The 22545-nt window shown below is 60.1% G+C and carries 19 protein-coding genes, 1 tRNA gene and 2 rRNA genes; 15 read left to right on the forward strand and 7 right to left on the reverse strand.

Translation table 11 applies throughout. The features are described 5' to 3' along the window. Window positions 1-17: 17 nt before the first annotated feature. Window positions 18-1043: a Gfo/Idh/MocA family oxidoreductase gene (locus AACH55_RS20005; RefSeq protein ID WP_338716382.1), complete on the reverse strand. Its 1026-nt coding sequence runs from the start codon at window positions 1041-1043 to the stop codon at window positions 18-20. Continuing rightward, window positions 1040-2032: an inositol 2-dehydrogenase gene (iolG, locus tag AACH55_RS20010; protein ID WP_338716383.1), complete on the reverse strand. Its 993-nt coding sequence runs from the start codon at window positions 2030-2032 to the stop codon at window positions 1040-1042. The genes AACH55_RS20005 and iolG overlap by 4 nt, the downstream gene beginning before the upstream one ends. A 229-nt stretch (window positions 2033-2261) precedes the next feature. On the opposite strand from iolG, the gene AACH55_RS20015 reads away from it, so the two are divergent. The 4 genes from AACH55_RS20015 to AACH55_RS20030 all read left to right on the forward strand — a co-directional run bounded on the left by AACH55_RS20015 (window position 2262) and on the right by AACH55_RS20030 (window position 5329). Then, a complete protein-coding gene (locus AACH55_RS20015) occupies window positions 2262-3455 on the forward strand; it encodes a M20 aminoacylase family protein (protein ID WP_338716384.1) in 1194 nt (397 codons plus the stop codon). A 110-nt stretch (window positions 3456-3565) separates the two neighbouring features. Then, window positions 3566-3916 carry a DUF1304 domain-containing protein gene (locus tag AACH55_RS20020; protein WP_338716385.1) on the forward strand — a complete coding sequence of 117 codons (351 nt, stop codon included), beginning with the start codon at window positions 3566-3568 and terminating at the stop codon, window positions 3914-3916. A gap of 13 nt (window positions 3917-3929) precedes the next feature. Further along, window positions 3930-4448, forward strand: coding sequence for a DUF695 domain-containing protein (locus AACH55_RS20025; RefSeq protein ID WP_338716386.1), 519 nt, complete (start codon window positions 3930-3932; stop codon window positions 4446-4448). Window positions 4449-4609: 161 nt separating this feature from the next. Beyond that, window positions 4610-5329: a DUF4088 domain-containing protein gene (locus AACH55_RS20030; RefSeq protein WP_338716387.1), complete on the forward strand. Its 720-nt coding sequence runs from the start codon at window positions 4610-4612 to the stop codon at window positions 5327-5329. A gap of 4 nt (window positions 5330-5333) precedes the next feature. On the opposite strand, the gene AACH55_RS20035 is transcribed toward AACH55_RS20030, so the two are convergent. Together AACH55_RS20035 and AACH55_RS20040 are read right to left on the reverse strand one after the other, a co-directional pair. After that, the gene (locus AACH55_RS20035) at window positions 5334-6110 is read right to left on the reverse strand and encodes a DUF3047 domain-containing protein (protein WP_338716388.1); all 777 of its coding nucleotides are present in this window, start codon (window positions 6108-6110) and stop codon (window positions 5334-5336) included. Window positions 6111-6464: 354 nt separating this feature from the next. Beyond that, window positions 6465-7448, reverse strand: a complete 984-nt coding sequence (locus tag AACH55_RS20040) for a LysR family transcriptional regulator (protein ID WP_338716389.1) — start codon at window positions 7446-7448, stop codon at window positions 6465-6467. Between the two features lie 241 nt (window positions 7449-7689). Here AACH55_RS20040 and araD1 point away from each other — a divergent pair, with 241 nt between their 5' ends. The 11 genes from araD1 to AACH55_RS20095 all read left to right on the forward strand — a co-directional run bounded on the left by araD1 (window position 7690) and on the right by AACH55_RS20095 (window position 18611). Further along, window positions 7690-8685, forward strand: a complete 996-nt coding sequence (gene araD1 / locus AACH55_RS20045) for an AraD1 family protein (protein ID WP_338716390.1) — start codon at window positions 7690-7692, stop codon at window positions 8683-8685. Between the two features lie 160 nt (window positions 8686-8845). Continuing rightward, window positions 8846-9529 carry an amino acid ABC transporter permease gene (locus tag AACH55_RS20050; protein WP_338716391.1) on the forward strand — a complete coding sequence of 228 codons (684 nt, stop codon included), beginning with the start codon at window positions 8846-8848 and terminating at the stop codon, window positions 9527-9529. A 9-nt stretch (window positions 9530-9538) separates the two neighbouring features. Next, a complete protein-coding gene (locus AACH55_RS20055; protein ID WP_338716392.1) occupies window positions 9539-10189 on the forward strand; it encodes an amino acid ABC transporter permease in 651 nt (216 codons plus the stop codon). Beyond that, window positions 10173-10907 (forward strand): amino acid ABC transporter ATP-binding protein, encoded by a 735-nt coding sequence (locus AACH55_RS20060; protein ID WP_338716393.1) that lies wholly within the window; start codon window positions 10173-10175, stop codon window positions 10905-10907. Before AACH55_RS20055 ends, AACH55_RS20060 begins: the two co-directional genes overlap by 17 nt. Before the next feature lie 58 nt (window positions 10908-10965). Then, the gene (locus AACH55_RS20065) at window positions 10966-11772 is read left to right on the forward strand and encodes a transporter substrate-binding domain-containing protein (protein WP_338716394.1); all 807 of its coding nucleotides are present in this window, start codon (window positions 10966-10968) and stop codon (window positions 11770-11772) included. Window positions 11773-11865: 93 nt separating this feature from the next. Next, window positions 11866-13401 (forward strand): altronate dehydratase family protein, encoded by a 1536-nt coding sequence (locus AACH55_RS20070; RefSeq protein ID WP_338716395.1) that lies wholly within the window; start codon window positions 11866-11868, stop codon window positions 13399-13401. A 135-nt stretch (window positions 13402-13536) separates the two neighbouring features. After that, window positions 13537-14712, forward strand: coding sequence for a fumarylacetoacetate hydrolase family protein (locus AACH55_RS20075; RefSeq protein ID WP_338716396.1), 1176 nt, complete (start codon window positions 13537-13539; stop codon window positions 14710-14712). 16 nt (window positions 14713-14728) lie between these two features. After that, on the forward strand, window positions 14729-15493 hold the full coding sequence (locus AACH55_RS20080) for an SDR family oxidoreductase (protein ID WP_338716397.1): 765 nt from the start codon (window positions 14729-14731) through the stop codon (window positions 15491-15493). A gap of 167 nt (window positions 15494-15660) precedes the next feature. Then, the gene (locus AACH55_RS20085) at window positions 15661-16575 is read left to right on the forward strand and encodes an SMP-30/gluconolactonase/LRE family protein (protein ID WP_338716398.1); all 915 of its coding nucleotides are present in this window, start codon (window positions 15661-15663) and stop codon (window positions 16573-16575) included. A gap of 158 nt (window positions 16576-16733) precedes the next feature. Further along, on the forward strand, window positions 16734-17288 hold the full coding sequence (locus AACH55_RS20090; RefSeq protein ID WP_338716399.1) for an acyloxyacyl hydrolase: 555 nt from the start codon (window positions 16734-16736) through the stop codon (window positions 17286-17288). A 223-nt stretch (window positions 17289-17511) separates the two neighbouring features. Beyond that, a protein-coding gene (locus AACH55_RS20095; RefSeq protein WP_338716400.1) for an IS3 family transposase occupies window positions 17512-18611 on the forward strand; the annotation gives its coding sequence in 2 pieces (ribosomal slippage) (window positions 17512-17767 and window positions 17767-18611; 1101 coding nt in all). Between the two features lie 454 nt (window positions 18612-19065). Here AACH55_RS20095 and rrf read toward each other — a convergent pair. The 3 genes from rrf to AACH55_RS20110 all read right to left on the reverse strand — a co-directional run bounded on the left by rrf (window position 19066) and on the right by AACH55_RS20110 (window position 22544). Then, window positions 19066-19178, reverse strand: a 5S ribosomal RNA gene (gene rrf / locus AACH55_RS20100). A 139-nt stretch (window positions 19179-19317) separates the two neighbouring features. Continuing rightward, a 23S ribosomal RNA gene (locus tag AACH55_RS20105) occupies window positions 19318-22189 on the reverse strand. Between the two features lie 279 nt (window positions 22190-22468). Then, window positions 22469-22544: transfer RNA gene (locus tag AACH55_RS20110), tRNA-Ala, on the reverse strand. Between the last annotated feature and the right edge of the window lies 1 nt (window position 22545).

The following is a 22545-nucleotide window of genomic DNA, read 5'->3' on the forward strand; positions in this document are numbered from 1 at the left end:
CCTGCGGTGCCGCCGCGTTACAGCAGCACTGCCTGCTGTTGCAGCTGCGACTGGCGCATGGCCACCGCAATGCGGGTCGCTTCGATGGCATCCTGCAGGGTCAGCGCCAGCGGTGTGCCGTAGCGCACTGCATCGACGAAATGCCGCGCCTCGGTGACGAAGGCATCGGCAAAACGCTCGACGAAACTGGGCGTGCACTCGTTGCGCAGCCCGTGGGCATCGGCGATGGTGAGGCGATTCAGGGCGGGATTGGCACCCACGCTGAGACGACCGCGAGTGCCGACGATCTCGGTCATCGTCTCGTGCCCGTGGGCCATGGTGCGCGAGGCATAGAAAGTGGCCAGGCGGCCCTGCGCGAATTCGCAAATGGCCACGCCGTTGTCGATGTCCTGAAACGCAGCCAGGTCATGGTGCACGGCGCGCACGCCGCTGGCCATCACCCGTACCGGCTGGACTGCGCCCAGCAGCCAGCGCGCCAGGTCGATGTCATGCACCGAACAATCCAGGAAGAGTCCGCCACTGCCGGCCGCAAAGCGCACGAAGAAGCCATCCGGGTCCAGTGCGTCTGCGGTCTGTGAATAGACCATGAAGGGATCGCCGATCAAACCCTCGCTGATCTTGCGATGCGCATCCTGATAGCTGGCATCGAAGCGGCGCACGAAACCGATCATCACCTTCAGTCGCGGATGCCGCTCTGCCTCGAGCGCCACACGATGACATTCTTCCAGATCCAGTGACAGCGGCTTTTCGCAGAACACATGCTTGCCCGCCCGCAGCGCCGTGATGATCTGTTCCCCATGCAAGGCCGTGGGCGTCACCAGCCATACCGCATCCAGCCCGGGGTGACGCAGCAAGGCCGCGTAATCGTCGTAGCACTGGGCGCCCTGCAGATGCTGCTGCGCCCACTCGCGTTCCTGCGGCAGCGGACTGCACACCGCGCACAGCCTGGCGCCGGGCACATTGAAAGCGATGTTCTCGGCGTGACGTCGCCCCATGCGCCCCAGGCCAACCACGCCGACCTGCAGCGTTGCGGGGGCGCTCATACCGACAAACTGACGATGCGTTTTTCGCGCCAGGAGGTGGCCGCGGCCTCGGCCAGCTTCAGCGCCTTGACCCCATCGTCGATGGTGGTGCGCACCGGGGTTCCGTCCTGCATGGACTGGAAGAAATGGCTCATCTCCCGCGCATAGGCAGCACGATAGCGTTCCAGGAAGAAGTGTTCCGGCAAGTCACTGCTGACCTGGCTGGCCGTGGCCGCTACGACTTCAGTGGGACGATGATTGCGGGCCTGCAACATCCCCTTGCTGCCCAGCACTTCGAAACGCTGGTCATAGCCATAGGCGGCGCGCCGACTGGTATTGATCTGGCACAGGCGGCCACTGCGGGTGGTGATGGTGACGGCGGTGGAATCGACATCACCGGCCGTGGCGATGGCCGGGTCGGTCAGGCAACTGCCGGTGGCGAAAATGCTCACGGCTTCATCGGCCAGGATCCAGCGGAAGATATCGAAGTCATGGATCAGCATGTCCTTGAAGATGCCGCCCGAGCTGGCGATGTAGGACAGCGGCGGTGCGCCCGGATCGCGACTGGTAACCAGCAGCATTTCGGGTTCCCCGATCTCGCCCGCCTGCAGGCGTTGGCTGAGGGATTCGAAGGTGGGATCGAAGCGCCGCTGGAAGCCGATCATGCAGGTCACACCCGCCGCCCGGACCGCCTCGGCGCAGGCCTGCGCGCGCTGCAGGTCGAGATCGACCGGCTTTTCGCAGAAGATGGCCTTGCCGGCGGCAGCGGCGCGCAGGATCAGGTCGGCATGGGTATCGGTGCTGGAAGCAATGACCACGGCGGCCACGCTGCCATCGTCGAGCACCTGTTCGACCCGCCCCACCTGGGCGCCATGCCGTTGCGCCAGCTCGGCAGCGCTGCCGGCATGGACGTCACAGACGTACTTGAGCCTCACGCCGGCTTGTGCCGCGATATTGGCGGCATGAATCTTGCCGATGCGTCCGGCACCAAAAATTGCCACTTCGATCATCGATGTCTCCAAGTGAAATTGAGGCGCACGGGACGCCCGCTCCTTTTTTTGAAAACTATATTCGCTTTTCAAATTAAATGGAATAAATATTTCAACATGATCGCGATGGCCATCCGGGGCCGGCTGGCTCGTTGCGGATGTAGTGACCGAAATCGTACGGCCCCTCCCTGCGGCCAAGGCGCGGTAACATAGCTGCACTTACGACAACAGCCTTGACGCCAGACTTCCCATGAAACTCATCGACCCCATCGTCCAGTTCCAGTCCGAACTGCAGAAGATCCGCCGCGACATCCACGCCCATCCCGAGCTGGCCTACGAAGAAGTGCGCACCGCCGACGTGGTGGCGCAAAAGCTGACTGAGTGGGGTATTCCGGTCGTGCGCGGACTGGGGGTGACGGGCGTGGTCGGTATCATCAAACAGGGCGACAGCCCGCGCGCCATCGGCCTGCGCGCCGACATGGATGCGCTGCCCATGCCCGAGATCAATACCTTCGAGCATGCCTCGCGCCATCTCGGCAAGATGCACGCCTGCGGCCACGACGGCCATACCGCCATGCTGCTGGGCGCGGCCTATTACCTCTCGCAGCACCGCAACTTCGATGGCACCGTGTATGTGATCTTCCAGCCGGCCGAAGAAGGCGGACGTGGCGCCGAGCGGATGATCCAGGATGGCCTGTTCGAGAAATACCCGATGGATGCCGTCTTCGGCATGCACAACTGGCCCGGCATCCCGGCCGGTCACTTCGGCGTGACGCCGGGTCCGCAGATGGCTTCCAGCAACGAGTTCCACGTCACCGTGCGCGGCAAGGGTTCGCACGCGGCGCAGCCGCACAAGGCGGTCGATCCGGTGATGACGGCGGTCCATATCGCCCAGGCCTGGCAGAGCATCGTGGCGCGCAACGTCAATCCGAATGATCCCGCGGTGGTATCGATCACCCAGATCCACACCGGCAGCGCCACCAACGTCATTCCCGACGAAGCCATGATGGTCGGCACCGTGCGCACCTTCAGCCTGCCGGTACTGGACCTGATCGAGCGCCGCATGCAGGAGATCGCCGAGCACACCGCCGCCGCCTTCGATGCCACGGTCGAGTTCCGCTTCAACCGCAACTATCCGCCACTGATCAACCATCCCAAGGAAACCGCCTTCGCCGTCGAGGTGCTGACCGAACAGTTCGGCGCCGACCATGTGGATGCCCACACCGAGCCGACCATGGGCGCCGAGGATTTCGCCTTCATGCTGCAACACAAGCCGGGCTGCTACGTGTTCCTGGGCAATGGCGACGGCGGCCACCGCGATCATGGTCATGGCCTGGGCCCGTGCAACCTGCACAACCCCAGCTACGATTTCAACGACGACCTGCTGCCCATCGGCGCCACCTACTGGGTGCGGCTGGCGGAAAAATTCCTGCAGGCGAAGTAAGTGCGGACCGGCCCTGGGCATTGGCGAGCGGCGGCATTTCAGGCATGATCGCCAGAACCCGCCGCACGCGACGGCGCGGCCAATACGTATAACGATAAAAGGGAGAAGCTTTGCATACGCTCGCCATCATCCTGGTCCTGCTGGTCGCCCTGGAACATGTCTGGATCCTGATCCTGGAAATGTTCCTGTGGACCAAACCCATGGGCCTGAAAGCCTTCGGTCAATCACGCGAAGCCGCGCAGGCCAGCCGTGTGCTGGCCGCCAACCAGGGGCTCTACAACGGCTTCCTGGCCGCCGGCCTGTTCTGGAGCCTGGGCACGGGTGATCGCTCAGTCCAATTGTTCTTCCTCGGTTGCGTGCTGGTAGCCGCTATCTACGGCGGGCTCACCGCCAAGCGCACCATCCTCTATGTGCAGGGCCTGCCGGCCTTGCTGGCGCTGCTGGCCGTGCTGGCCAGCTGAAGCGGGGGTCGCAATGAAACGCGCGCTGCTGCTGGCCTTGCTGGTACTGCTGGCGCGCTCGGCTCTGACGCAAGACCTCGAGCCGGAATGGTGGAGCTACCAGGCCCAGCGCGGCGAGCGACTCACGCTGGTCAAGCTGGACATGGGCCTGCGGCGCAGCTTCCCGCTCTCCGGTTTTCCTTATGTCGTGGTCACGCGCGTGAACTATGCGCCCGCCAGCGCCGACGGCCTGCCCGCGCCGGCCGAGCAGGACCGGCTGGAAGCCCTGTCGGACCAGGTGGCCGCGGCCATCGGCAAGAAAACCCGCAGCATCTACGCCGGCACGGCCTTCAGCCAGGGCCAGCAGCAATCCTGGTTCTACGTGACCGATCCCAATGGGCTGGAAGCCACAGTGGCCGGTGTGCATGCGCAGCTGTGCCAGGGATGCAAGACCAGCACCGCCGTGCTGAGCGATCCCGCCTGGGCGCTATATCGTGACCAGTTGCTGCCGGACGGGGAAACCCGGCAGCGCTACGGCTTGCGCAGTTATTGAGCCGGGTGCTGAAGGGGCGACGTAAAGTTTCGTGGCAGGGATGCCGATAACAAGTTTCCTGGCAGCACCATGGTTGACAACGCGTTATTACAATCGGTCCGGCAAGCTCAGGGGCGCATTGCCGGCACCACAACATCGGACCAGTTCCGAGAGGAAGCCGCATGAAACAGATCAAAATCATCCTCAAGGACGACATCTACGATTCGCTGGAGCGGGATTATCAGAACTTCGTGCGACTCTCGACCAAGATCGATTCGGGCTTCGTCAAACCCTCTTTCGATAACTACCTGCTGGCCAAGATTTCGGAAAACACCAATTTCCTGACCGAGGAAGCGGTCCAGCACCTGATGCTGTCGGGCCAGTATGCGTGGGCACGGCGGGCGATGGACAAGGAATTTCCGGACGTGGTGCAGATCCTGATCGAACAGGCCGCCAACTACGGTTTCTGGATCGCGGTGCGCCACGACTGGACCACCGACGACCTGGTGGCCGCCTCCAAGGCGTGGGCCACGGCCATCATCAAGCAGGCCAAGGGCGATGAAACCCAGATCGACGTGCTGGCCGCGCAGATCAAGGCATCGGCCACCAACATCGGCGTGGTGCAGGAGCGCCTGAAGACGCCCGCCTACCAGCTGGCCGTTGCCCTGGTGCAGGAACTGCGCGAGACCCACATCGCCATCGAACATGCCTCGGGCATGGTGGCACGCGAAAAACTGGGAGCGATGCGCACCCTGCTGAAGCTGGGACGGGCCTTCGGCAACGTCTCCGAAAAAGCCGAGAGCGACATGATGGAAAAGCTCAAGCGCGAAAAACCCTGGCTCTTCGATGAAGGCCCCAAGGGTTTCTGGGGCCACGTCGCGGCCTGGTGGCGCGGCGTCTGAGGCCCTAGGGTGCAGGGGCCGGCCCGGCCTCGCGCATCAGGCGGATGTCGCCATACCAGGCTTCCATCTTCTGCGCCGTGTTGTCGGTATCGGTAAGCACGCCCACGCCGATCAGGCGGCCGGGTTTTTCACCGAAGATGCGCTCGTAATCCTCGGCCACGTTGCGCTGGTAGCTGCGCCACTGGCCCACATGGTCCGCGCCGCTTTCGGCCACCAGCATCTGGATGCGGCCGGTGCGGCCATTGGCGAAGACGCTGCCCACCGGTGCCTTGGGATCCCACACATACATCAGCGTGGCATAGGGCAATTCATGCCCGGTCAGCAGCTTGGCGGTATCGAAGAGGATGGTGTCCATCAGCGAGAGCTTGTCGTGATCGCCATCGAAGGCCAGCACGATGCGCACGGGGGAATCATCGGTTTCCCGCTGACTGAGATCGGCCGTGGGAATCAGGCCGGCCGCCTTCCAGCTCCACGACAGCCAGGGTTTCTTGTTGATGTCGATATCGACCGTATGGCGCAGACCGGAAGAAGCGCGGTCGGCCCAGGCGTGCAAGACGCTGCGGCCATGGTCCTCCACCAGGCGGTATTCGGTGGGGATCTTCTTGCGGGTAAAGACCAGCGGCTCCCAGCCGGCCGGCAATCCTTCGGGCGGGTTGGCCGAGAACAGTGCCAGGGCCTGGTCCAGCCTGGCTTGTTTTGCGGCAGGATCAAGCGGTGCGCTCTGCTGCCCGGCGCAACCGGCCAGCAGCACGGCACCGCTCACACAGAGCGCGCCCAGCACGGACCGCGTGAACCAAGCAGGAAGGGAAGCAAGAGCAGGAGCAACGAGGCGCGTGCGCACACGCGGAAGACGCAAATTCATGAAGGCCAACCGGAGAAATCGGAAATCGGATTCTGAGGGAAAGTCTGCGGCCACCCCGACCGCAGACGAACACTAACAGGAAAATCACGCTTCCCGACATCCGGAAAAACCTGAACGTGTAAAAAAATCACAAACAAAGCGCAAAACCACAGGAACCCGTTCGGACTGAATAGCGGCGCAGCCGCGTATCGAAGGCGCACATGCACCACGTCTTCGCTACGGCCCTGACGGGCTTGCTCAGTCCGGACGGAAGGAGAAGGCCATCTCGGAGAATCAGTTTTGCTGGCGCAGGATCTGGATGAACATCTTGGCCAGCGACGACAAGGTGCTGTTCTTGCGGGTGACGATGCCGTAGTGCTCGATGCGCGTCTTCAGGTTGACCGGCAGGATGCCCAGCATCTGGCGCGCGGCGAAGAAGTGGGCGATGTCCAGCGGCATCACGGCCACCATGTTCGATTGCGCCAGCAGGGTGATGGTGACGAAGGGCGAAGCGGTCTCGATCACATTGCCGGGCACCTTCAAGCCCTCCAGCTTGAACTCGTGCTCGATCCAGATGCGCATGGGCATGTTGCTGGAATAGAGAATCCAGGACGCCCCGGCCAGTTCCTGCAGCCGCACCTTCTGAGCCGTGGCCAGCGGATGGTCGATGCCGCTGACGATGCACATGGGTTCGCCGCGCAGCATTTCGTAATGGTAGAGGTTGGGCTGTGAACTGACCGATGAACGCCCGATCATCAGGTCGATGCGCCCCTGGTCCAGCAGCAGCAACTGGCGCGCGCTGGTGTCTTCGCTGATTTCGATGGAGACGTCCGGCTGGATCTCGCGCAGGCGCGAGAGCGCGCGCGTGACGAAGGGCGCCGCGCCCATGATGGTGCCGATGGACAGCCGGCCACCCCGGCCGCTGATCATGTTCTGCAATTCTTCGCGCAGGTTGGCCACGTCGCTCTGGATCAGGCGCGCATAGCGGATCACGCAGCGGCCCAGCTCGGTGGCCTCGATGCCGCGCGGGGAGCGGTCGAACAGGGTGACGCCGAGCGCGTCTTCCATTTCATGCAAGGCCTTGGTGGCGGCCGGCTGGGTCATGTGCATCACCTCGGCTGCCTTGTGCAGCGAGCCCTGCTCGTCGAGCGCCGTCAGCAGCGCGACCTGGCGAAAGCGCAGGCGGCTGACGATGGAACCGACCGAAGGCAGCGCATCAGCCAGGGCGCCCGCCTCTTCCAGTCGGTTATCACCCGATGAATTAAGCTCATTAGACATGCTTGTGTCAGCCTCTTATAGTCGTCCCGGAAAAACCACAATGCTAGCGCATCTGCCCTCTGCCCACGGCGATGCGTGAAAAAAGCTCAGGAGACGACGGGCAGATTGATCTACGGGTGGCATCGCCTGAGGGCAGGATTCCTGCCGCTTGCGAATTGCTCTGCCTGTCCTGCGCTTCGCTCCGCCAGCAGCGGCCCGCCCTGAGCGGCGGCCTGTGCACGACGAGGAAAAAGGAGACCCGGTGAGGCTGATTCAATATCGCGATCATCATGGCGAACGCCGCGTAGGCATCGTCGATGGCCCCTGCATCCAGGTGCTGGGCGAGGTGGCGACCATGCGCGAACTGGCCTTGCTGGCGATACAGCGCGGCACCGGCCTGGAGCGCCTGGCCCAGCTTCTCAACAGCGGCCAGTCGGAAGACTATGCCGCCCTCCTGTCCGAAGGCCGCATCCTGGCACCGCTGGACCATCCCGATCCGGCGCACTGCCGCGTCAGCGGCGCCGGCACCACGCACCTGGGCAGCGCCACCACCCGCGACAAGATGCATCGCCGCATTGAAGGCGACGAGCTCGACAAGACCGATACGCAACTGATGATCGAATGGGGCATCGCCGGTGGCCGCCCCGCACCGGGCACGGTGGGCGTGCAGCCGGAATGGTTCTACAAGGGCGACGGCAGCTGCATCGTCGCGCCCGGCCAGCCGCTGCCGCGTCCCGACTTTGCCACCGATGGCGGCGAAGAACCGGAGATCGTCGGGCTTTATCTGATCGATGACGAGGGCTGTCCGCGCCGGCTCGGTTTTGCAATCGGCAACGAATTTTCCGACCATGTGATGGAGCGCCGCAATTACCTCTATCAGGGTCACTCCAAGCTGCGCCACTGCTCCTTCGGGCCGGAGTTGCTGGTGGGTCTGCCACCGGCGCATCTGGTGGGCATGACGCGCATCCGGCGCCGTGGCCGCGTGATCTGGGAGCAGGAATTCCTGACCGGACCTGACAACATGTGCCACGCCATCGAGAACCTCGAATACCACACCTTCAAATATGCGCATCTGCTGCACCCCGGCGACGTGCACGTGTACTACATGGGCGCGGCCAATCTGTCCTTCGCCTACAGCGTGCGCACCGAGGATGGCGACAGCTTCGAGATCAGCATTCCCGAGTTCGGCGCACCGCTGGTCAATGGCATTGCGCACGTGCAGTCGCACTTCAGGCCGGGAGGCGTCAAGCAGCTATAGTCCCGCCACCAGGCGCATGACCATCGATGTAACGGCAATCATGCCAAGGCCCCGACCTCACGGTCGCACAACAAGAGGCCGTCCCCAGGAAAACGATCAAGGAGACCACCCCCATGCTGCTGTATCCCCCCTCCCCTGAGGCCAGACGGATGGAGCGTCGATGAATTACACCTTCGATTTCATGAGCGTGTTCGCCAACTGGGATCGCCTGCTGATGGGCGCCTGGCTGACCATCCAGCTCTCGGCGCTCTCCATCGCACTGGGTTTCGTGGTCGGCACGCTGTGCGCCATCGCCGGCAAGAGCCGCATCGCGCTGCTGCGCGCTCTGGTGCTGGCGTATGTCGAGATCATCCGCAACACGCCGCTGCTGGTGCAGGTGTTCCTGGTGTTCTTCGGCCTGGCCAGCATCGGCTGGAAGCTCAGCGCCGAGACCGCTGCGGTCATTGCACTGACCGTCAACGTGGGTGCCTATACCACCGAGATCATGCGCGCCGGCATCAACTCCATCCATCCCGGTCAGATCGAGGCAGCCGAATGCCTGGGCATGTCGCGCTTTCACGTTTACTGGCACGTGGTGTTGCTGCCGGCGGTGGAGCGCGTCTATCCCTCGCTGACCAGCCAGTTCATCCTGCTGATGCTGGCCTCCAGCATCACCTCGCAGATTTCGGCCGAAGAGCTGACCGCCACCGCCAACCTGGTGCAGTCGGAGACCTTCCGCAGCTTCGAGGTGTATGCGGTCATCGCGGTGGCGTATCTCGTTCTTTCCTTCCTGTTTCGTGGCGCATTCTGGGCGATCAGCCAGATGGCCTTCGTGCGCAAGCGCAAGCTTGGCACCAGCCTGTAAGGAGGTGCGATGAACGCATTCAGTTTTCTGCACGTGGAATACCTGTTGCAAGCGGCGGTCTGGACCGTGGTGCTGTCGCTGGTGGCCTTCGTCTTCGGCGGTGTGGCCGGTTTCGTGATCGCCTTGTGGCGGGTCTCTCCGAATGCCCTGCTGCGCGGCATCGCCAGCACCTACATCCAGGTGGTGCAAGGCATTCCGCTGCTGGTGATCCTGTTCGTAGCTTACTTCGGACTGGCCATCGCCGGCTTCAAGCTCACCCCGCTGGTGGCGGCCGGGATTTCCTTTGCGATCTACTGCGCCGCCTTCCTCGGCGAGATCTGGCGCGGCTGCATCCAGGCGGTGCCCAAGACCCAATGGGAAGCCTCGGAATGCCTGGGCTTCAACCGCTTCGAACAGCTCACCAAGGTGATCCTGCCGCAGGCCGCCAAGATCGCCACGCCACCCACGGTGGGCTTCATGGTGCAGATCGTCAAGAACACCTCGCTGGCTTCGGTGATCGGCTTCGTCGATCTCTCGCGTGCCGGCCAGATCATCAACAACTCGACCTTCCAGCCGTTCACCGTGTTCGGCTGCGTGGCGCTCATCTATTTTTGCCTGTGCTTCCCGCTGTCGGCGCTGTCCAAGCACTTTGAAAGGAAACTCAATGTCAGCCATCGTTAAGATCAAGGATCTGCACAAGAGCTTCGGCAGCAACAAGGTCTTGAATGGCGTGTCGCTGGAGGTACAGAAGGGCCAGATGGTCGCCATCATCGGCAAGAGCGGCTCGGGCAAGAGCACGCTGCTGCGCTGCCTGAACGGTCTGGAGAAAGTCGATGGCGGCGACATCCATGTATGCGGACATGATATTCATCATCCGGACAAGCTCAATCTGCGCGAATTGCGCAAGCAGGTCGGCATCGTCTTCCAGAGCTACAACCTGTTCCCGCACCTGACAGTGGAGCGCAACATCACGCTGGCGCTGACCACCATCAAGAAGATGTCGAACGAGGAAGCGAAGCAGATCGCCCACAAGGTGCTGCAACTGGTCGGCCTGGAAAACAAGAAGGAAGCCTATCCCGAGCAACTCTCCGGTGGTCAGGCGCAGCGGGTGGCGATTGCCCGCTCGCTGGCGATGGCACCGGCGCTGATGCTGTTCGATGAAGTGACCTCGGCGCTGGACCCGGAACTGACGGCCGAGGTACTGAAGGTGATGGAAGACCTGGCGCGCGGCGGCATGACCATGGTACTGGTGACGCACGAGATGGCCTTTGCCCGCAAGCTGGCCGACGTGCTGGTGTTCATGCATCAGGGCCAGGTGTGGGAGATGGGACCACCGGACGAACTCTTCAGCAGCCCGAAGACCGCCGAATTGCAGAAGTTCGTTGCCAGCGACCTCTGAATTGCGCTTGTATGGATTTGATTTTCAGCAGCACCCTACAACTACACAGGAGACCCTCATGAAGAATCTGCTCAGCTTTACCAGAAAAGCCGCCGCCGTCGTGCTCGGCCTGGCTTGTTTTGCACAGGCCGCACAAGCCGATGCCCTGGCCGACATCAAGGCGCGCAAGAAGGTGCTCATCGCCATCGACCTCGGCGCCCCTCCCTTCGGCATGACCAACGCCAGGCTGGAACCGCAGGGCTCGGATGTGGAGACGGCACGCCTGCTGGCCAAGGACATGGGGGTGGAGCTGGAGATCGTGCAGGTGACCGGTCCCAATCGTATTCCCTTCCTGATGACCGGCAAGGCCGACATGGTGATCTCGTCCTTCTCGATCACGCCGGAACGCCAGAAGGTGGTCGCCTTCACGCAACCCTACGGTGCCTCGCAGTTCGTGGTGGCTGCGCCCAGGAGCGAGAACATCAAGAGCCTCAACGATCTGCACGGCAAGCGCGTGGCCGTGGTCCGGGGCAACATGCAGGATACGCTGCTGACTCCGATTGCGCCCAAGGGTACCAACATCGTGCGCTTCGATGACGATGCGACCGTGACGGCCGCCATCATCTCGGGCCAGGTCGATGCACTGTGTACGCCCAATTCGCTGGCCTCGGCCATTGCCAAGCAGAACCCGTCCAAGAACCTGGAGACCAAGTTCGCCATCAAGGACATTCCGTATGCCATCGGCCTGCGCAAGGGCGAACCGGCACTGGAGAAGTGGCTCAACGAATGGATCACCGCCAACCTCAAGAATGGCAAGCTGCCCGGCATCTACCAGCAATGGGTGGGCAGCCCCATGCCTGATCTGGCGCAGTTCGCACCCAAGTAATTTTTCCGGCATGTCGCAGGACTCCACGCCTGCGACATGTGCCCGCCGCGTTTGCGGCCAGCCTGCAGCAACAACGCTCTCAATGAGATCAACATGAAAGCCATCTCTCCAGTCATTCGCCTGAACCCGGTCGATGATGTCGTCATCGCCCGCCAGCAGCTCATCTCCGGCACCGTGCTGCAGGACGAAGGCGGCCTCAAGGTCCAGGGCCTCATCCCCGCCGGTCACAAGCTGGCCACCCGCGCCATTGCCGCTGGCGAACCGGTCAAGCGCTATGGCCAGATCATCGGCATGGCCAGCCAGGACATTGCGCCCGGCCAACACGTGCACACCCACAACCTGGCCATGGCCGAGTTCTCGCGCGAACACCATTTCGGCGCGGATGTGAAGCCGGTCGATTTCGTCGCCGAACCGGCCACCTTCATGGGCATCGTGCGCCCCGATGGCCGCGTGGCCACGCGCAACTATATCGGCGTACTGACCTCGGTGAATTGCTCGGCCACCGCTGCGCGCGCCATTGCCGATTACTTCCGCCGCGATATCCATCCGGAAGTGCTGGCGGACTATCCCAACATCGACGGCGTAGTGGCGCTCACCCACGGCGAGGGCTGCGCGACGGATTCACAGGGCGAGCCGCTGCAGATCCTGCGCCGCACGCTGGCCGGTTATGCCACCCATCCCAACTTCGCTGCCGTGCTGGTGGTGGGCCTGGGCTGCGAGACCAACCAGATCTCGGGTCTCATGGAAAGCCAGAACCTGAAGGAAGGCGAGTACTTCCACACCTTCACCATCCAGGGCACCGGCGGCACTGCCAAAACGGTGGCGCTGGGAATTGAAAAAATCAAGAAGATGCTGCCCAAGGCCAACGATATCCGGCGCGAACCGGTATCGGCCAGACACCTCACGCTGGGTCTGCAATGCGGCGGTTCCGATGGTTACTCGGGCATCACCGCCAACCCGGCGCTGGGCGCGGCGGTGGACTTGCTGGTGCGGCATGGCGGCACGGCCATCCTCTCGGAGACACCGGAAATCTATGGTGCCGAACACTTGCTGACCCGCCGCGCCGTCTCGCCGGAAGTCGGTGAGAAGCTGCTGGCCCGCATCGCCTGGTGGGAGGAGTATTGCGCCAAGAACGATGCCGAGATGAACAACAATCCCTCGGCCGGCAACAAGGCAGGCGGCCTGACCACCATCCTGGAAAAGTCGCTGGGTGCGGTGGCCAAGGGCGGCACCACCAATCTGGTGGACGTGTACAAATATGCCGAGACCGTGACCGCACGCGGCTTCGTCTTCATGGATACCCCGGGCTATGACCCGATCTCGGCCACCGGACAGGTCGCGGGCGGCGCCAACGTGATCTGCTTCACCACCGGGCGTGGCTCGGCCTATGGCTGCGCACCGGCGCCTTCGCTCAAGCTGGCGACCAACACCGCACTGTGGCAGCGGCAGGAAGAAGACATGGACATCAACTGCGGCGAGATTGCCGATGGGAATGTGACACCTCAAGAGATCGGCGAACGCTTCTTCCAGATGATCCTCGATACCGCTTCCGGCAAGAAGACAAAGAGCGAATTGCATGGCTATGGGCAAAACGAATTCGTGCCCTGGCACATCGGTGTCTATACCTGATCCTGATGCAGATCATCAGCGCCCGGCTACGGCTGGGCTAGTGTTGTTTTCGCTTCCCCCTGCAGAACGAACCATCGTGGCGATGCCCGCTTCCCGTGTAGTCCGGGCCCGCCTCCAACATAAGGAATCACGAACATGGCACATACTTTTTCGCTTCAGGCGCATCTGCCTGAAGACCACGCGCAGGCCACGCTGGTCGGCCGCATTTGGCAACCGGGCGTGGGCCCGGTGCTGGTCAGGATCGATGCCGAGGGCGCCTATGATCTGACCCTCATCGCGGCCACCTCCAGCGAACTGCTGGAGCTCGATGACCCGGCTGCGGCCGTACGCGCTGCCACCAACATGAGTCGCATTGCCACGCTGCAAGAGCTGCTGGACAACGCCGACGCCGCCCGTCGCGATACCTCGCGACCCTGGCTGCTGGCGCCCATCGACCTGCAGGCAGTCAAGGCCAGCGGCGTGACCTTCGTGGCCAGCATGCTGGAGCGCGTGATCGAGGAACAGGCGCGTGGCGATGCCGGCAAGGCCGAATCGGTACGCAAGGCCATCACGGCCGTGATCGGCGACAACCTCTCCAGCGTGGTGCCAGGCTCGGCCGAAGCGGCGCGCCTGAAGGAAGTGCTGCTGGAACAAGGGGTATGGTCGCAATACCTGGAAGTGGGCATCGGTCCGGATGCGGAGATCTTCACCAAGGCCCAGCCGATGTCCTCGGTGGGTCTGGGCGATGAGGTCGGCATTCATCCCAAGTCGGCCTGGAACAATCCCGAACCGGAAATCGTGCTGGCCATCAACAGCCGCGGCAAGGTGGTCGGCGCCACGCTGGGTAACGACGTCAACCTGCGCGACTTCGAGGGCCGCAGCGCCCTCCTGCTGGGCAAGGCCAAGGACAACAATGCGTCCTGCGCGGTCGGACCTTTCATTCGTCTGTTCGACGCAAACTTTTCAATTGACGACGTGCGTCGCGCCGAACTTACAATGCGGGTCGATGGCACGGAAGGTTTCACGCTCAAGGGCAGCAGCTCGATGTCCATGATCAGCCGCGATCCGCTGCAACTGGTGGAACATGCGATCGGTCCCAATCACCAGTATCCGGATGGCTTGGTGCTGTTCCTGGGCACCATGTTCGCACCGACCCAGGACCGCTTCGGTCCGGGCCAGGGTTTCACCCATCAGGTCGCCGATATCGTCACCATCTCCACTCCCAAACTGGGCGCGCTGGTGAACACCGTCAACTTCAGCGACCAGACTGCACCTTGGACCTTCGGCCTCACTGCGCTGTACAAGAACCTCGCCAACCGTAAACTCGTTTAATCGCAAAGGAACAAGCATGTCCGCATCCACTGGCCGCCTCGCCGGCAAGACCGTCCTCATCACCGCTGCGGCCCAGGGCATTGGCCGCGCCGCCACCGAACTGTTTGCGCGCGAAGGCGCGCGCGTGATCGCCACCGACATCAGCAAGCCGCACCTGGATGAACTGGCCGGCATCGCCGGCGTGGAAACCGATCTGCTGGACGTCACCGATGACGCCGCCATCAAGGCACTGGTGGCCAAGGTGGGCAGCATCGATGTGCTCTTCAACTGCGCCGGCTATGTGGCCGCCGGCAACATCCTGGAATGCGATGACAAGGCCTGGGACTTTTCCTTCAATCTCAATGCCAAGGCCATGTTCCACACCATCCGCGCAGTGCTGCCGGGCATGCTGGCCAAGAAGGCCGGTTCCATCGTCAACATCGCTTCGGCGGCCTCGAGCGTAAAGGGCGTGGCCAATCGTTTCGCCTATGGCGCTTCCAAGGCGGCGGTGGTGGGTCTGACCAAATCGGTGGCGGCCGACTTCGTGGCGCAAGGTATCCGCTGCAATGCGATCTGCCCGGGCACCATCGAATCGCCTTCGCTGAACCAGCGCATCAGCACCCAGGCCAAGGAGACCGGCAAGAGCGAAGAGGAAGTGCGCGCGGCCTTCGTCGCACGCCAGCCCATGGGACGTATCGGCAAGGCCGAGGAAGTGGCGGCGCTGGCGCTGTATCTGGCGTCCGACGAGTCCAACTTCACCACCGGTTCTATCCACATGATCGATGGGGGATGGTCCAACTGAAAGACGAAGATCGGCAACAGGTTTAGTTCGGTCCTCAGGACGGCATGCTTTGGGCATGCCGTTTTTTCTTGCGGGCCTTGTCCTTTGCGCTGGTGTTGATCAGGTTTCTCAATCGAGCGCATCGCGGCATAATGATCGCTTCCTCATTCGTGCTTACAGGCAAGTCCATGTCCCAGGCATCTTCCGCATTTTCTGCCGACACTCTCACTGCCGTCACTTCCGCGCCAATGCTGCTGGGCGAATCGCCCTTGTGGCATGCCGAAGAAGGGGCGCTGTACTGGATCGACATTCCCGGCAAGGCGGTCCACAAGCTGGTACTGGCAACGCAGCAGCACCAGCAATGGGACATGCCGGAAGAACCGGGCAGCATCGTCAAGCATGCGCAAGGCGGGCTGGTGGTCGCGTTGCGCACGGGCATGTTCCATCTCAATACCGGCAATGCTGCGCTGTCGATGTTGCTGGCGGCGCCCTACGATACGGCACACATCCGTTTCAACGATGGCCGCTGCGATGCTTCCGGACGCTTCTGGTGCGGCACGATCTACGAGCCGCGCGATCGGGATGGCGGGACCTTGTATTGCTTCGAGCGTAATGCGCTGCGCGATGCGCATCATGCAGTGGTGACCTCCAACGGCGTGGCCTTCAGCCCGGATCAGTGCTTGATGTATCACGCCAATACGCCGGCACACCGTATCCATGTGTATGACTATGACCTGGCCACCGGACAGACCAGCAACTGCCGCCTGCTGCGCCAGTTCGACAGCGACAAGAGCGCAGCGGATTATGGTGGGCGGCCGGACGGTGCTGCGGTCGATAGCGAAGGCGCTTATTGGTGCGCGATGTTCGAGGGCGGACGGGTGTTGCGCCTGTCGCCGCAGGGCGAGATCCTGCGGGAGATCCGGTTGCCGGCGCGGTGTCCGACCATGGTGGCGTTCGGTGGAGAGGATCTGCGCACGCTCTTCATCACGACCGGGCGCAATGGGCGCAGCGATGCCGAGCTGGCGCAGTACCCGCTGTCCGGCCATGTGTTGGCGATCCGTGTGGAGGTGCCGGGAAGACTTGAGTACAGCTACCGCCCGTGAGTCTGTAGACCGGTTGTGGCAAGGACGCGGCACAATCGTCCACGCGAGTATGCATTTGTGATGATTATGAGAGAATATCGCGTCCCGCGGATGCCTTGGCGTCGCGCCGAATACACGCAAAAATCCTTCTAAACAATTTACGCGCTGAAAGAAACCCCATGACTAAAATGAAGAGCCTGGTTGCCAAGATCGTTTTCGCTGGCGTCGCCGCCATCGCCATCCAATCGCCCAGCTATGCCATCGACGGCATGTCGCTGGAATACGGTACCGGCAACAACACCCAACTGGCCCGTATCGGCGCGCAGTTCAACTGGGGGCCGAACTGGAATTTCTGGCAGTCCAACGGCACCCACATCGGCGGCTACTGGGATCTGTCGCTGGCCGACTGGCGCATGAACCACTACAACAAGACCAATGACAGCGCCAACCTGATCGACCTGGGCTTGACGCCGGTGCTGCGTTTCCAGCGTGACGATGGCAAGGGTTTCTACGGCGAAGCTGGTATCGGCGTGCACCTGTTCTCGAAGCTCTACCGCAACAATGACAAAGTGCTGTCGACCGCATTCCAGTTTGGCGACCATATCGGCGCCGGTTACGTGTTCAGCAACGGCCTGGACCTGGGCATCCGCCTGCAGCACTTCTCCAACGGTGGTATTAAGCAACCTAACGGCGGCGTGAACTTTGCTGTGGCGCGTGTGGCTTATAAGTTCTAAGTTTACGTTCCAGGTGGTACAGATGAAGAAGCCGGCTATGCCGGCTTTTTTATCGTCCATCGCATTCACGGCTTGATCGGAGTTGGGTTGCGGAAGATTGTCGGTTGGATTTTCACCTGTGCATAAATTAACAGCTGCATCGGGCAGCTGAACAGGTGACCTGAGACGAATTTTGTAGCCACCGGGTAAGTGAGTTCTTTATGCTAACGCCAAGGAGAACTCAATGAAGAAGAGATTTACGGACGAACAGATCATCAGCATCTTGCGGGAGGCGGAGAGCAAGGAGATTGCGACGGTAGATCTGTGCAAGCGCCACAACATTACTGAGCAGACCTTTTACCGCTGGAGAAACAAGTTTGGCGGTATGGATGTCTCGGACGCCCGGCGGCTCAGAGAGCTTGAATCGGAGAACGACAAGCTCAAACGCATGGTGGCGGAACAACTGCTGGTGATTGATGGCTTGAAGGAGTTAAGCCGAGAAAAATGATGACCTCCGCGGGCCGGCGCGAAGCGCTGGAAGTCCTTACTCGTCGGGGGCTGTCGCAACGCAAGGCATGTCGTTATCTGGAACTGAGCCGGCGGGTAGCAGGTTATCAGTTGCTACAACCCGAAAAGGATCGGAGCCTGACGCAGCAGCTCATCGCGGCATCGCAAGAGGTCCCTCGCTTCGGCTACCGACGTATGTCTGCCTGGCTGGCCTTGGGCGAGTCCCGAGTGCGACGGCTCTGGAGCGAGCTAAAACTGGGCCTTCCACGAAAGCGGCCTCGCAGGCGTCGATGCGGCAATGATATTCGGCTACCTGGAGCAACCAAGCCCAATTCGGTCTGGAGCTACGACTTTGTTCATGACCAGATGGTGGATGGACGCTCGTTGAAGATGCTGTGCGTGATCGATGAATACACCCGGGAATGCCTGGCCATCGAAGTTGCTGCCAGTTTGCGCTCCCAGGACGTTATCCTGACGCTCTCGCGCTTGATGCGGTTACATGGAAAGCCGGCCTACGTTCGGTCGGACAATGGAGCCGAGTTCACAGCGGCCAAGGTCATGCGATGGCTGCGGGACGCCTCAGTTGGTCCGGCCTTCATTGCGCCAGGCAGTCCATGGCAGAACGGATTCGTGGAAAGCTTCAATGGCAAGCTGCGTGACGAACTGCTTAACCGGGAGTGGTTCCGCAGCCGGGCAGAAGCGAAAGTGCTGATTGAAAGATGGCGTCAGTTCTACAACGAGCGCAGACCGCATAGCGCACATAACTACCAACCTCCAGCTACGGTCCGTCGAGCCTGGTTGGAATCGAATATGATCGACAACCGACTCACTGCCTGATTGGCTACAAATTACCGACGCAGGTCACAGGCTGTGTATAAATCCAATTGATTGTCTTCGGCGGTGGCCTTTGAATCGCGGGCTCGGGCCATTATTCAGCGCTAGCACTCCGTGTGCACTGTGGAGAATTCAGCCGCGTCGCTCGTGCCGCTATATAGGCGGTTTCGGGGCGATATGAAGGAAACGGCCTCTTGCAGCCTGTTGGCGGCCCTCGCGGCGCGCGGCCTGTGGAAATGTTGAAGGAATGCGCGGTTTGACGAGCGCCGATCCTGGCGGATGGCGGGAGTCAGGTTCGCCATCACCCTAAACCTTGATGCTGGCATCCTCAACTCAGCAGCGAACTCCCGGATCAGTGACCAGCCCTGGATTCTGCACGGGTCAGCATGCGCACAAACCGTTCGCCCAAAGCAAAAACCCTCGCTACTTGCGTAACGAGGGTTTTTGGGGGTAACAAGCCTGACGATGACCTACTTTCACACTGGTTGCAGCACTATCATCGGCGCGAAGTCGTTTCACGGTCCTGTTCGGGATGGGAAGGGGTGGTACCAACTTGCTATAGTCATCAGGCATAACTTGTAAAGTCAGTTGCTCTCGATGGAGCAGCAACTGACCCAAACTGGAAGAAGTATTTAGTAGATTCTTGGGTGTGATGCACTAGGGCAAACACAATATATGCTCAACCTGTCTATAACAGAGCTAATGTTATAGGAACAAGCCGCACGGGCAATTAGTATCAGTTAGCTTAACGCATTACTGCGCTTCCACACCTGACCTATCAACGTCCTGGTCTCGAACGACCCTTTAGGGGAATCTAGTTCCCGGGAAGTCTCATCTCAAGGCGAGTTTCCCGCTTAGATGCTTTCAGCGGTTATCTCTTCCGAACTTAGCTACTCGGCAATGCCACTGGCGTGACAACCGATACACCAGAGGTTCGTCCACTCCGGTCCTCTCGTACTAGGAGCAGCCCCCTTCAAACTTCCAACGCCCACGGCAGATAGGGACCAAACTGTCTCACGACGTTTTAAACCCAGCTCACGTACCACTTTAAATGGCGAACAGCCATACCCTTGGGACCGGCTACAGCCCCAGGATGTGATGAGCCGACATCGAGGTGCCAAACTCCCCCGTCGATATGAACTCTTGGGAGGAATCAGCCTGTTATCCCCAGAGTACCTTTTATCCGTTGAGCGATGGCCCTTCCATACAGAACCACCGGATCACTATGTCCTACTTTCGTACCTGCTCGACTTGTCAGTCTCGCAGTTAAGCACGCTTATGCCATTGCACTATTAGCACGATGTCCGACCGTACCTAGCGTACCTTCGAACTCCTCCGTTACACTTTGGGAGGAGACCGCCCCAGTCAAACTGCCTACCATGCACTGTCCCCGATCCGGATAACGGACCAAGGTTAGAACCTCAAACAAACCAGGGTGGTATTTCAAGGTCGGCTCCACAGAAACTAGCGTTCCTGCTTCAAAGCCTCCCACCTATCCTACACAGATTGGTTCAAAGTCCAATGCAAAGCTACAGTAAAGGTTCATGGGGTCTTTCCGTCTAGCCGCGGGTAGATTGCATCATCACAAACATTTCAACTTCGCTGAGTCTCGGGAGGAGACAGTGTGGCCATCGTTACGCCATTCGTGCAGGTCGGAACTTACCCGACAAGGAATTTCGCTACCTTAGGACCGTTATAGTTACGGCCGCCGTTTACTGGGACTTCAATCAAGAGCTTGCACCCCATCATTTAATCTTCCAGCACCGGGCAGGCGTCACACCCTATACGTCCACTTTCGTGTTTGCAGAGTGCTGTGTTTTTATTAAACAGTCGCAGCCACCATTTTATTGCAACCCTTTTGTCCTTCTGGCGCAGGCCAGTCAAACTACTTGGGCGTACCTTATCCCGAAGTTACGGTACCAATTTGCCGAGTTCCTTCTCCCGAGTTCTCTCAAGCGCCTTAGAATACTCATCTCGCCCACCTGTGTCGGTTTGCGGTACGGTCTCGTTAGACTGAAGCTTAGAGGCTTTTCTTGGAACCACTTCCGATTGCTTCGCGAACAAGTTCGCTCGTCTCATACCCTTGAATTACGCTGCCGGATTTGCCTAACAGCCTTCTTCGATACAAAAACCGGGACATCCAACACCCGGACAACCTTCCGCGATCCGTCCCCCCATCGCATCTAACGACGGTGCAGGAATATTAACCTGCTTCCCATCAGCTACGCATCTCTGCCTCGCCTTAGGGGCCGACTCACCCTGCTCCGATGAACGTTGAACAGGAAACCTTGGGCTTACGGCGTGCGGGCTTTTCACCCGCATTATCGCTACTCATGTCAGCATTCGCACTTCTGATACCTCCAGCATCCTTTACAAGACACCTTCACAGGCTTACAGAACGCTCTCCTACCATATCCTTACGGATATCCGCAGCTTCGGTGACTGGCTTAGCCCCGTTACATCTTCCGCGCAGGACGACTCGATCAGTGAGCTATTACGCTTTCTTTAAAGGATGGCTGCTTCTAAGCCAACCTCCTGACTGTTTTAGCCTTCCCACTTCGTTTTCCACTTAGCCAATCTTTGGGACCTTAGCTGGCGGTCTGGGTTGTTTCCCTCTTGACGTCGGACGTTAGCACCCGGCGTCTGTCTCCCAAGCTCGCACTCATCGGTATTCGGAGTTTGCAATGGTTTGGTAAGTCGCGATGACCCCCTAGCCATAACAGTGCTCTACCCCCGATGGTGATACTTGAGGCACTACCTAAATAGTTTTCGGAGAGAACCAGCTATTTCCAGATTTGTTTAGCCTTTCACCCCTATCCACAGCTCATCCCCTAATTTTTCAACATTAGTGGGTTCGGTCCTCCAGTGCGTGTTACCGCACCTTCAACCTGGCCATGGATAGATCATCTGGTTTCGGGTCTACACCCAGCGACTGAACGCCCTATTCGGACTCGATTTCTCTGCGCCTTCCCTATTCGGTTAAGCTTGCCACTGAATGTAAGTCGCTGACCCATTATACAAAAGGTACGCAGTCACCCCTTACGAGGCTCCTACTGTTTGTATGCACACGGTTTCAGGATCTATTTCACTCCCCTTCCGGGGTTCTTTTCGCCTTTCCCTCACGGTACTGGTTCACTATCGGTCGATTACGAGTATTTAGCCTTGGAGGATGGTCCCCCCATATTCAGACAGGATTTCACGTGTCCCGCCCTACTTGTCGCAAGCCTAGTTCCACACCATCGATTTCGCATACGGGGCTATCACCCACTATGGCCGGACTTTCCATTCCGTTTTGCTATCGTTGATGCTAAATCTTGCAGGCTGATCCCATTTCGCTCGCCACTACTTTGGGAATCTCGGTTGATTTCTTTTCCTGTAGCTACTTAGATGTTTCAGTTCGCCACGTTCGCTTCGTTACCCTATGTATTCAGATAACGATGACCTTACGGCCGGGTTTCCCCATTCGGAAATCTGCGGATCAAAGCTTGTTTGCCAGCTCCCCGCAGCTTATCGCAAGCTACTACGTCCTTCATCGCCTGTAATCGCCAAGGCATCCACCATGTGCACTTATTCGCTTGTTCCTATAACGTTAGCCTCTTTTACAAGAGCGTTATATGAAGCGTTGAGTTTTAGCGTTTGCCGTATTCCAAAGTAAGTCTTCTAATTGCTAAGATCACTTCGTAATACTTTGATTGATACAATCACACCCATTTTTACTTTCGCAAGAACCGTAGTCCTGGCGATCGTTTAAATGAATCTTTACTTCTTCCAGATTGTTAAAGAACAAAAACAGCCATTGATCGTAAAAGATCAAACCTAAATCGCTACGTCATACACGCTGACTTAGGTTTGACATTTCTTGGTGGAGGTTGACGGGATCGAACCGACGACCCCCTGCTTGCAAAGCAGGTGCTCTCCCAGCTGAGCTAAACCCCCG

It is taken from the genome of Herbaspirillum sp. DW155, from assembly GCF_037076565.1.
GTDB lineage: Bacteria > Pseudomonadota > Gammaproteobacteria > Burkholderiales > Burkholderiaceae_D > Herbaspirillum.

Bases quoted from the DNA above. Each gene is read 5' to 3' on its own strand.
- AACH55_RS20005 (WP_338716382.1), bottom strand. From the start codon at position 1,043: ATGAGCGCCCCCGCAACGCTGCAGGTCGGCGTGGTTGGCCTGGGGCGC.
- iolG (WP_338716383.1), bottom strand. From the start codon at position 2,032: ATGATCGAAGTGGCAATTTTTGGTGCCGGACGCATCGGCAAGATTCAT.
- AACH55_RS20015 (WP_338716384.1), top strand. From the start codon at position 2,262: ATGAAACTCATCGACCCCATCGTCCAGTTCCAGTCCGAACTGCAGAAG.
- AACH55_RS20025 (WP_338716386.1), top strand. From the start codon at position 3,930: ATGAAACGCGCGCTGCTGCTGGCCTTGCTGGTACTGCTGGCGCGCTCG.
- AACH55_RS20030 (WP_338716387.1), top strand. From the start codon at position 4,610: ATGAAACAGATCAAAATCATCCTCAAGGACGACATCTACGATTCGCTG.
- AACH55_RS20040 (WP_338716389.1), bottom strand. From the start codon at position 7,448: ATGTCTAATGAGCTTAATTCATCGGGTGATAACCGACTGGAAGAGGCG.
- AACH55_RS20050 (WP_338716391.1), top strand. From the start codon at position 8,846: ATGAATTACACCTTCGATTTCATGAGCGTGTTCGCCAACTGGGATCGC.
- AACH55_RS20055 (WP_338716392.1), top strand. From the start codon at position 9,539: ATGAACGCATTCAGTTTTCTGCACGTGGAATACCTGTTGCAAGCGGCG.
- AACH55_RS20060 (WP_338716393.1), top strand. From the start codon at position 10,173: ATGTCAGCCATCGTTAAGATCAAGGATCTGCACAAGAGCTTCGGCAGC.
- AACH55_RS20065 (WP_338716394.1), top strand. From the start codon at position 10,966: ATGAAGAATCTGCTCAGCTTTACCAGAAAAGCCGCCGCCGTCGTGCTC.
- AACH55_RS20070 (WP_338716395.1), top strand. From the start codon at position 11,866: ATGAAAGCCATCTCTCCAGTCATTCGCCTGAACCCGGTCGATGATGTC.
- AACH55_RS20075 (WP_338716396.1), top strand. From the start codon at position 13,537: ATGGCACATACTTTTTCGCTTCAGGCGCATCTGCCTGAAGACCACGCG.
- AACH55_RS20080 (WP_338716397.1), top strand. From the start codon at position 14,729: ATGTCCGCATCCACTGGCCGCCTCGCCGGCAAGACCGTCCTCATCACC.
- AACH55_RS20085 (WP_338716398.1), top strand. From the start codon at position 15,661: ATGTCCCAGGCATCTTCCGCATTTTCTGCCGACACTCTCACTGCCGTC.
- AACH55_RS20090 (WP_338716399.1), top strand. From the start codon at position 16,734: ATGACTAAAATGAAGAGCCTGGTTGCCAAGATCGTTTTCGCTGGCGTC.